This is a genomic window from Aeromonas sp. 601039 (assembly GCF_049174415.1).
Lineage (GTDB): Bacteria > Pseudomonadota > Gammaproteobacteria > Enterobacterales > Aeromonadaceae > Aeromonas > Aeromonas veronii_A.
Genome location: NZ_JAAKTL010000042.1, coordinates 1 through 9601, shown reverse-complemented (window position 1 = coordinate 9601; position 9601 = coordinate 1). Strand labels below are relative to the sequence as shown.

The window sequence follows — 9601 nt, the reverse complement described above, 5'->3', positions numbered from 1 at the left end:
CCCGATGCGGTACATAGGGGGTTCTGAGTAGAGAAATGCTAGTTGAAAATGTGTAAACCTATTTCAGGACTAGACATCCATCATTTATTTTCTCCATACGTCCGCGCCTTTCATTTGTAAATCCAATGACCTGAATGAAAAAGCCCGCGAGACTCGCGGGCTTTGCTTGCACGATTCAGATACGCCAGTGGTTAACGGCGACGTCGCCAGGCCAGTGGCAACAGGGCCAGCAGGCCGAGTCCCAGTGCACCACCGCCTGAGGAGGTGTCCGGTTTGGTGGCATCGCTCTCCAGTCTCAGGTCGACGATGATGGGGTCATGGTCGGAGGCACTGAAGGGGTTGTCAGACTTGAGCAGGGTGCCGGTGTACTGGCTGCCGTACTCGAACAGGGAGCTTTCGAAGGAGTTGATGTGCCAGTCGGCGACACCAGCCACCTTGCTGGCCAGCGCCGGGTTGGCGAGGGCATAGTCCAGGGTGCCCAGCTCCCCGTCGTAGCTGTAGGAGATGGCTTTCTCCTTGTTGAATTTGACGTTGAGATCGATCAGGCCGTAGCTGCGAGTCACTTCGCGACCGAGCTGTTCATAGGACTGATCACCGATAAAGGTGTGAGAGGCCGATACGATCTTCCGCTCGCTGGTGGCCGGGTTGTAGTCGGTCAGCACCCGGATCGGATCTTCCTTGGCGTAGGAGTTGAAGTCGCCAACCAGCAGCACCTGGCCCGGCAGTTTGCTGACCGCCTCACCCAGCACCTTGGCGGCAGAGACCCGGAACTCGGTGCACTTGCCCTGCAGGTCGGCCGGTTCTGTCTTGCCATCGCCATTTTCGTAGCAGCCTGACCCCTTGGATTTGAGGTGGTTGACCACCAGCGTCAGCGGTTCCTTGCTCTTGGCGAGGGTGAAGGTCTGAACCAGCGAGTCGCGCTGACCGGCTGTCTTGGCCACACCACCTGTGGTGTAGCGCTGCTCCGGCAGCTTGATGACGCTGGCATCCCCGCTGGGGGTGAGCAGGGCAGGGCGGTAGATCATCGCCACCATGATGGCGTCCCCGCCGAAGAACTTGCCATCGGTAAGGGCTGTGACCGGCAGACGCACATAGGCGTAGTGTTTGCTCGCATCCTTCTGCTGTTCGTTGAGGCGAGTCACCAGATTGTGGAGGGCCGAGTTATCCTCGAAGCCGTTGTTTTCCATCTCCATCAGGCCGAGCAGATCGGCATCCATTGCGGTAATGGCATTGACGATCTTGGTGCGCTGTTTCTCGAACTCGGGCTGGCTCTTGGCACCCCGGTTGCAACCTTTGGCGTTGTCGGCATCCGCCTGATCCTTGCACAGGATATTGAGTGCACCGCCAATGCTGGAGTGGCTGGTGAAGTAGTTGAGCACGTTGAAGCTGCCGATCCGCAGATCGCTGCCAGCGAGGCGAGCCGGCGCGTCTTGACGATCCTCTTCAGGGCTGCGCAGCAGAGCACCGGCAGCCAGGGTGACGTCGCTCGGTACCACCAGACGGAAGGCATCCTTGCTATAGACGATCACCCCCTCCAGCCCGGTCAGTTGATCACCGATACGCAGATAGCCCTGATCGGCATCCCAGCCCGGGAACCAGGGCAGTACGCCATCCGGCGCTTTGTAATCAGACTCGACCACCAGACGGTTGCTGCCATTTTTGGTAGCCAGCGCGACAGCGTCCGCACTGCTGGCGACATGGAGCTGGGTCGGTTTGATCAGCGGGGTTTTGTGGGCCAGCTCTAGGTTGTTGCGATAGACCTTGTAGTCGAAGCCGTAATTGCGGGTCAGGTGCAGGTCACTGCTGCTGTCGAGACGTACCCGCATCCCTTCGTGGCGATTGAGCGCTTGCGCCAGCGTCTCCCCTTCATTGACCTGCAGTACGCTGGTCGGCACCGCCAGTCCTTGCGCTGTGACCAGCAGGCGGGCTTTGCTGGATTCGAAGGTGGGCTTAAGCTGAGTGCCGCCGTAATACTCCTCGACTTTGGCTTCGAGGCAGAGTTCTGCCCCCGGTTTGATGTCGGCATAGTTGGTCGCAAACTCCTTGTCGTTCAGATAGACAAAGATGCCGTCAGAGGTGGCCGGATTGCCATCACCCACCGGGTCGGTCAGATAGAACCCCTTGGTCAGACTTTGGCCCAGCGCCGTCACGATACCGCGAACATTGAAGGTGCCCGTGCTGATTTTACCGGTCACATTGCCGTTCTTGTCGGTCACGGTCTGGGTGGCCAGCGCGCTGCCGGAACCTGTGCCCTGAATGGCCGGGATGGGGGTGAGTTGAGCCGGATCGGACGGGCAGACAAATGCCGCATGGGCGCCTGAGGATGCAAGTGCCAGCCCCACGGCCAGCGACAGCAGGGTACGAGTACCTTTCATAGGTGTTCCTTTTTTATTTTTGCCAGTGATTCCATAGCCTTGGCTCGTTGACCAAGGGCGCGCATTGTCACATTTCTGGCATGTCGTACCAGTGAGCCAACGCACATTCCAGGGATACAAACGAGCGCAAAGCAGCTTTTTTTGACTTGGCTAACATCTTGAAGTTACTGATAAAAGACCTATCAAGTGCGTCGGTGAGAAAGTGTGATCCTGCCGGCAACCACATATTTTTCCTCGAGAATGAAGATTGAGACTCGGCTGGTTGATTCCTATACTCGGCTTGTTCCTCACGGAACCCAGGTAAAGGGCAAACCGGTCGAGATGCCGGGACGCAATGCCTCCGGTCTTCAGATCGCGCGATCCAGATAGCGGGGCTTCCCAGGGTGAGGGTGACGTTTGTGGCAGGTCCATTGCCAGTTGTCTGCGCCCATCACGCAGGTTGCGCTTGTTCTTTGCCTTGGTGACCAATGCCAAGACAAAACAAGGAAGATAACAATATGCAACAGACCCTAAGGCCCAGCAGGCTTGCCATGCTGGTGGCTTTGGCTGCCATGCCCGCCTGGGCACAGGCCGCCTATCCCGCCTATCAGGCCGGTACCGCCTACAAGGCCGGCGACATCGTCAGCAACGTCGGCAATCTCTATGAGTGCAAAGAATTTCCCTACTCCGGCTGGTGCGGGGCCTCGCCCTATCACTACGCCCCCGGGGTGGGTGTGGTCTGGGCCGATGCCTGGAAACTCTATGGCGGGGACGTGCCGCCACCGGCACTCGGCGTAGCCGTTAGCTCGCCAGCTGCCGGCGCCAGTGTCAACGAGGGGGCCAGCGTTGCGTTGGCGGTGACCCTGAGCGGCCCGGTGACGGCGCTGGTTCGGGTGGAATACCTCATCGATGGCAAGCTGGTGGCCACGGCGAGCGCCTCGCCCTGGAACGGCAGCTGGAGTGCCGCCGGTGTCGGCGCCCACGCCCTCAAGGCACGGGCACTGGATAAAGATGGCAAGGTGCTGAGCGAGGCGGATTCGAGCTTCAACGTCGCCGCCGTGGTGGCGCCAGAGGCGCCCAAGGTGAGCATCAGCAGCCCTGCCAGCGGCGCCAAGGTGACCCTGGGTCGCAGCGTGGCGGTGAGCGGCAACGTCACCGATGCCAACAACGACGTCGCCAAGGTCGAGCTGTTCGTTGATGGCAAGAAAGTGGGCGAAGACACCAGTGCCCCCTGGCAGGTGAACTGGACGCCCCAGAGCAAGGGGCTGGCCGGCCTCAAGCTGGTGGCGACCGACAAGGAGAACCTGAGCGGCGAATCGAGCCAGGTCGACGTACAGGTGGAAGAGGCAGCCCTGCCGCCCACCGGTGGCAACCTCTCTTGTGACATTCGCCAGATCTATCGCCAGGATGGCTACGAGTGCATGGGGGATGACCATGCCCGCCGGGTCATCGGCTACTTCACCTCCTGGCGCACCGGCAAGAACGGCCTGCCCGCCTATCTGGTGAGTGATATTCCATGGAACAAGATCACCCACATCAACTACGCCTTCGCGGCGGTGGATGAGCAGAGCCACACCATCAAGGTGGACGATGCAGCCACCAAGATGACCTGGGACGGCGTGCCGGGTGCCGAGATGGATCCGGAGTTTGCCTACAAGGGCCACTTCAACCTGCTGTCGAAGTACAAGAAGCAGTATCCGGACGTGAAGACCCTGATCTCGGTGGGGGGCTGGGCCGATACCCGTGGCTTCTATACCGCCACCACCAAGGGTGACTGCTCGGTCAACAGCGACGGCATCAACGCCTTTGCCAACTCGGCGGTGAGCTTTATCCGCCAGTACGGCTTTGACGGGGTCGACGTCGACTACGAGTATCCCACCTCCATGAAGGATGCGGGCAACCCCAACGACTTCCCGCTCTCCAACCAGTGCCGTAGCAAGCTGTTTGCCAACTACAAGGTGCTGATGCAGACCCTGCGCAGCAAGCTCGACAGCGCCGGCAGCGAGGATGGTCGCAAGTACATGCTGACCATCGCCTCGCCGGCCTCGGCCTACCTGCTGCGCGGTATGGAGAACTTCCAGGTCACCCAGTACCTCGACTACGTCAACCTGATGACCTACGACTTCCACGGCGCCTGGAACAACTTCGTCGGTCACAACGCCGCCCTGTTCGACAACAAGGCGGATGCCGAACTTGCCCACTGGGGTGTCTATACCCAGAGCCAGTTTGGCGGCATCGGCTACCTCAACGCGGCCTGGTCTGCCCACTACTTCCGTGGCGCCCTGGCGGCCGGCAAGATCAACGTGGGCGTGCCTTACTACACCCGCGGCTGGCAAGGGGTCAGCGGTGGCACCCACGGCCTGGCCGGCAAGGCAGCCCTGCCGAGCCAGAGCGATTGTCAGCCGGGCACCGGTGGCAGCACCATTCCGTGCGGCAACGGGGCGGTCGGCATCGACAACATCTGGCACGATCTCGACAAGAACGGCAAGGAAATCGGCGGTGGCGCCGTGCCCATGTGGCATGCCAAGAACCTGGAGAACGCCGCCAGCCTGGGTATCACCACCATGCCGAGCTACGGCCAGGCCTGGGGGCTGGATCCCAACAACCCGGCCCACGTGATGCAGGGCAAGTACGTGCGTTACTACGATGACAAGGCGCAGGCGCCCTGGTTGTGGAACGAAGAGAAGAAGGTGTTCCTCTCCACCGAAGATGAAGAGTCCATGGGCCACAAGCTTGACTACATCATCAAGCGGGGCCTGGGCGGGGTCATGTTCTGGGAGATGGCGGGTGACTACGCCTTCGATCCGGCCAAGAACGAGTACGGCATGGGCAGCACGCTGACCACGCTCGCCTACGAGAAGTTTGCCAAGGCGACCAAGTACAACACCAAGCAGAACGATCTGGCGGCGCCAACCGCCCAGCTCGACATCGCGGTGAGCCTCTCCGGCTTCAAGGAGGGGGATTCCAACTACCCGATCAATCCGACCCTGAAGCTTACCAACAACTCGACCCAGACCATTCCGGGCGGTACTCGCATCGAGTTCCTGGTGCCTACCTCCACCTCCGACACCATCACCGACCAAAGCGGGATGGGGCTGAAAGTGGTGGAGAGCGGTGGCAACCAGAACTCCGACGGCATCGTGGGCGAGAAGGACTTCCACAAGGCGGCCTTTACGCTGCCGACCTGGAAGGCGTGGGCGCCGGGCAGCGACGTGGAAGTGGCGATGACCTACTATCTGCCGGCCGCCGGTGTGCCGAGCGGTATCCGCATCATCAGCGGCACCCAGACTGCGGGCCTCAAGGCTGAGTTCCCGACCCTGCCGGAGGCCGTGCTGGGCAGCAATGGTGGCGGTGAGAACCCGGGCGGCGCCACCTGCAGCAGCCAGAACGTCAACCCGGCCTCCTACAAGGCTTACCCAAACTGGCCGCAGGGGGATCATGCCAATGGTGGTGATCGCATCACCCATAACAAGATTGTGTGGCAGGCCAACTGGTGGACCAGCAGCGAGCCCAAGGCAAGCGACGGCAGCTGGAAGTCTGTCTGTAGTTATTGATTTTAAAATCAATGATATAAGTGAGGCTTCGGCCTCACTTTTTTTATCTGGTTGGTCACTCTGGTTGAAAATGCGCCTGCCCTTCCTGGCAGGCAGCCTCTATACTAGAGTCGATTAATAATCAGATGGATATCAGCGTATGGCGAGTATATTGGATTCCGTTGATCAACGAACTCAACTGGTGGGGGAAAACCGCCTTGAGTTGTTGATGTTTCGTCTCGGCACCCGCCAGATGTTCGCCATCAACGTCTTCAAGGTGAGGGAAGTGGTGAAGTTGCCCCATCTCAGCAAGATGCCGGGCTCCCATCACAATATCAGCGGGGTGGCCAATATCCGCGGCACCTCGATCCCGGTGATCAACCTGCGCAGTGCCATTGGTATGCGCCCCATGCCCATCGACAGTGAATCAAACCTCATCATCACCGAATACAACCGCACCATTCAGGGCTTTCTGGTGGGGCAGGTGGCCAATATCGTCAACATGACCTGGAAGGATATCTTGCCACCGCCGCGCTCCGCCGGGCGCGCCAATTACCTCACCGCCATCACCCGCATTCCGGAAGATGGCGTCGATCAGATTGTCGAGATCATCGATGTGGAGAAGGTGTTGGCGGAGATCATCACCTATGACATCCGCATCTCCGAAGAGGTGCTGGATCGGGAGATCCTGCCCGAGATGCACGGCCGCAAGGTGCTGATCGTCGATGATTCCAGCACCGCCCGTACCCAGGTGCGTGAGACTCTTGGCCAGCTGGGACTCGAGGTTATCGAGTGTCAGGATGGCTTGCAGGCGCTGACCCTGCTCAAGGGGTGGTGCGATGCTGGCAAGAAGGTGACCAACGAGATCCTGCTGATGATCACCGATGCCGAGATGCCTGAGATGGACGGCTACCGGCTGACCCACGAGGTGCGCAGTGATCCGCGCATGTCCGATCTCTTTATCACCCTCAATACCTCCCTGAGCGGCAACTTCAACGAAGCCATGGTCAAGAAGGTGGGTTGTGATCGCTTTATCTCCAAGTTCCAGCCCGACCTGCTGGTGGGCGTTGCGCAGGAGAGGTTGCGTCAGGTGTTGGGAAACTAACCGATACCAATCCACTGGTGAACCATAACAACGGGAAGCTCGGGAGATGCCGTAAGCGCCGGTAACTCTCTGGCACCTATTCCAATACTGCCAAATCCCCATTCTGGATGTTAAACGGCGAATATTTGTTCTGGCTGCTGATGATGGCGCCATCGTCGAATACCTGCACCACTTCGAACAGGCCGTCGGCTGGGTTGCGCATCATGCGGGACTTGCCGTAGGGGTCGATGAAGTCGGCGTTGTGCTGGATCCTGAACTGGTCGCCGAGTTTGACGCCGTTGCGCCGCCCCAGATTGATGTAGGGGCCACGTTCGTTCTGGCCTACCACCCGGGCGGTGACCGGGGCGCAGGTGAGCTGGGCTACCAGATCTTGAGCCGCCTGCTGCAACTGGTAGTTGACCTCCTGGCCATAGCTCGATTGCCAGAACTGGCCGCTGCTGCTGCCCACCTGTTCCCGCTTGCCAAAGGTCCAGGTGGCACGTCCTTCGTAGACCTTGCGGTTGATCAGACTGCCGTTAATACCGTCGAACAGGTAGAGCTGCATGCGAAAGTTGCGCACCGGATCCTCATACCAGCTGGTCAGCTGGTTGCCCTGCGGCTCTATGGAGAGATCGTCGATGCTGCCGAGCACCAGATACTGGCTGTCGGTACGCAGGCTGAGCGCCTTGATCTCCTCGAGGGCGCTGCGATCCCCCTGTTGCAGATGGAGCGGATCGATGCGCAGGTTTTCATCCAGCCACTGGCGCACCGCGACCCCTTGCGGCGCATTGGCGAGGGTCTCGAACAGTCGTCGCGAGAGGTTTTCCGGCATGTCGTCCATGGCGCCGTAGCTGGCTTGGTCCGGATAGCGCATTCGCAGCCTGACCAGTGTCAAATCCTTGGCGAAGTGCTGGGTCTGGCAGATCTGGCGTTCGGCCTGAATGTCGGCCACCAGGGTGATGTACATGCGGCCGTTGCGCACCTCTTCCCGCTTGAGCCGGTATTGGCGAATGTCGCCGCCGGAGCGGATCTGGATCTGCTCGGATCGCAGGCTGCCATTTTCCAGACGCTGGACGCTGGAAACGGCCGCGCCGCTGGCCAGCAGCGCCTGACGCAGGGCGTCGCGGGTCGCCTGCTCGCGGGCATAGACCTCATCGCCCCCCAGAATGGCGGCGCTGCCCTGCGCTTCGATAAGCTCGGCTCGGGCGCTCAGGCTGGCCAGCAGCAGGGTCAACAGCAGTGGTAATTTCATAGCAGATACCTTGAGTTGGCGGGCAGCCGCGCCATTTTGAGGAAATGGCGCCTGCTGGCCGACATGGATCACAACACGTTCCAAGTGGCAGCGCACGTTGGCGCTGACGATGTCCATTAAAAAAGCAAGAATCATGCCTCATTCCCGGCTCAAGCTTTGTCCGGCGCGTCCGATAACAAATCAGGTGCAGATACAGGAAAGGTATCCATGAACAAACTCATCACGGCGTTGGCGCTCGCCCTGGCATTGACCGGATGCGGCTCCGACCCTATCAATCGAGATCAGGGTGACCCCCGCCAGGCGGCGCAGGGGATGGAGCTCAACTGGCTGGTGGCGCGCATGACCGATCAGTTGATGGAGCGCAAATCACTGACCACCCTGACCGAGCCCATCGCGGTGGCCTCTTTCGTCGATCTCGATACCCTGCAGGATACTAACTGGATGGGGCAGCAGATTGAGGAGAGCTTTATCTACGAGCTCAACCGCCGCGGCGAGGTGGTGGTGGACTTCAAGCTGACCGGTAGCATCAAGGTGACGCCGCAGGGGGACTTCGTGCTGAGCCGCAACTATAAGGAGCTCTCTTCCCGTTTGCCGATCTCCCGCATTCTGGTCGGCACCTTCAGCCGCAATAGCAAGGGGATCCTGGTCAACGCCCGCGTTATCGACATGCGCACCAAGATGGTGGAGACCACAGCCCAGAGCCTGATCCCGCAAAAATATCTGTTCGGTGCCAACAACTCGTTTGGTCGGGCATCGATCAATCGCGGTTATCTGATGCGTGACAGTCAGGCTAGGCCGGGCGGTCATCTAGTCAACCTGACCCCGTGAGGAGCGAGTCATGAAGATCCTGTTTGGTTGCCTGTTGGCTCTCTTGCTCACCGGTTGCAGCGGTAACCGGGTGGTGGATTACACCCAGGGTGGCAAGCCCGATGATTTTCCGGTGCTCAAGGCGGTGGGTTATGCGGTGATCGACATCCAGCCCGGCCCCTCCCAGCCGGAGAAGATGCTGCAAGCCATTCGCGCCTCCAAGATGGATGCCTATCGCGAGCTGGCCGAGCAGCTCAATGGTCAGCAGGTGCGCGGTCAGAGCAGCTACCGCGATCTGACCCAGACCTCCAACTCGCTGGATGTGTCGGTCGCTGGTGTGGTGCGTGGTGCCCGGGTGGTTGCCTCCTATCCGCGCGGCAACACCTATGCCACCGAGATGGAGCTCGATACCCGTGCCCTCTACAACATCAATCAGTTGATGGCTGGTCAGTTCTGAGTTGATTGTCTGACCTGAAAACAGGCATCAACACAGGCATGTCTAGTCCTGAAATAGGTTTACACATTTTCAACTAGCATTTCTCTACTCAGAACCCCCTATGTACCGCATCGG

At 59.8% G+C, this 9601-nt stretch carries 6 protein-coding genes and 1 riboswitch; of the genes, 4 read left to right on the top strand and 2 right to left on the bottom strand.

Annotated elements, in window-relative coordinates; all coding sequences use genetic code 11:
• Positions 1-191 precede the first annotated feature (191 nt).
• Positions 192-2375, bottom strand: a complete 2184-nt coding sequence (locus G5195_RS19995; RefSeq protein ID WP_421223943.1) for an ExeM/NucH family extracellular endonuclease — start codon at positions 2373-2375, stop codon at positions 192-194.
• Positions 2376-2671: 296 nt separating this feature from the next.
• Positions 2672-2757, top strand: a riboswitch (cyclic di-GMP riboswitch).
• A gap of 115 nt (positions 2758-2872) precedes the next feature.
• Here G5195_RS19995 and G5195_RS19990 point away from each other — a divergent pair.
• Positions 2873-5908, top strand: a complete 3036-nt coding sequence (locus G5195_RS19990; protein ID WP_421236409.1) for a glycosyl hydrolase family 18 protein — start codon at positions 2873-2875, stop codon at positions 5906-5908.
• A 139-nt stretch (positions 5909-6047) separates the two neighbouring features.
• On the top strand, positions 6048-6992 hold the full coding sequence (locus G5195_RS19985) for a chemotaxis protein CheV (RefSeq protein ID WP_216951924.1): 945 nt from the start codon (positions 6048-6050) through the stop codon (positions 6990-6992).
• Positions 6993-7068: 76 nt separating this feature from the next.
• Here the strand turns inward: G5195_RS19985 and G5195_RS19980 are convergent, their stop codons facing one another.
• Positions 7069-8223 carry a flagellar assembly protein FlgT gene (locus G5195_RS19980; protein ID WP_103251879.1) on the bottom strand — a complete coding sequence of 385 codons (1155 nt, stop codon included), beginning with the start codon at positions 8221-8223 and terminating at the stop codon, positions 7069-7071.
• 207 nt (positions 8224-8430) lie between these two features.
• Here G5195_RS19980 and G5195_RS19975 point away from each other — a divergent pair, with 207 nt between their 5' ends.
• Both G5195_RS19975 and G5195_RS19970 read left to right on the top strand, forming a co-directional pair.
• Positions 8431-9051, top strand: a complete 621-nt coding sequence (locus tag G5195_RS19975; protein ID WP_005338718.1) for a FlgO family outer membrane protein — start codon at positions 8431-8433, stop codon at positions 9049-9051.
• 10 nt (positions 9052-9061) lie between these two features.
• On the top strand, positions 9062-9487 hold the full coding sequence (locus tag G5195_RS19970) for an LPP20 family lipoprotein (RefSeq protein WP_064338605.1): 426 nt from the start codon (positions 9062-9064) through the stop codon (positions 9485-9487).
• Positions 9488-9601 lie beyond the last annotated feature (114 nt).

Coding starts and splice junctions, on each gene's coding strand:
- G5195_RS19995 (WP_421223943.1), bottom strand. CDS start 2,375: ATGAAAGGTACTCGTACCCTGCTGTCGCTGGCCGTGGGGCTGGCACTT.
- G5195_RS19990 (WP_421236409.1), top strand. CDS start 2,873: ATGCAACAGACCCTAAGGCCCAGCAGGCTTGCCATGCTGGTGGCTTTG.
- G5195_RS19985 (WP_216951924.1), top strand. CDS start 6,048: ATGGCGAGTATATTGGATTCCGTTGATCAACGAACTCAACTGGTGGGG.
- G5195_RS19980 (WP_103251879.1), bottom strand. CDS start 8,223: ATGAAATTACCACTGCTGTTGACCCTGCTGCTGGCCAGCCTGAGCGCC.
- G5195_RS19975 (WP_005338718.1), top strand. CDS start 8,431: ATGAACAAACTCATCACGGCGTTGGCGCTCGCCCTGGCATTGACCGGA.
- G5195_RS19970 (WP_064338605.1), top strand. CDS start 9,062: ATGAAGATCCTGTTTGGTTGCCTGTTGGCTCTCTTGCTCACCGGTTGC.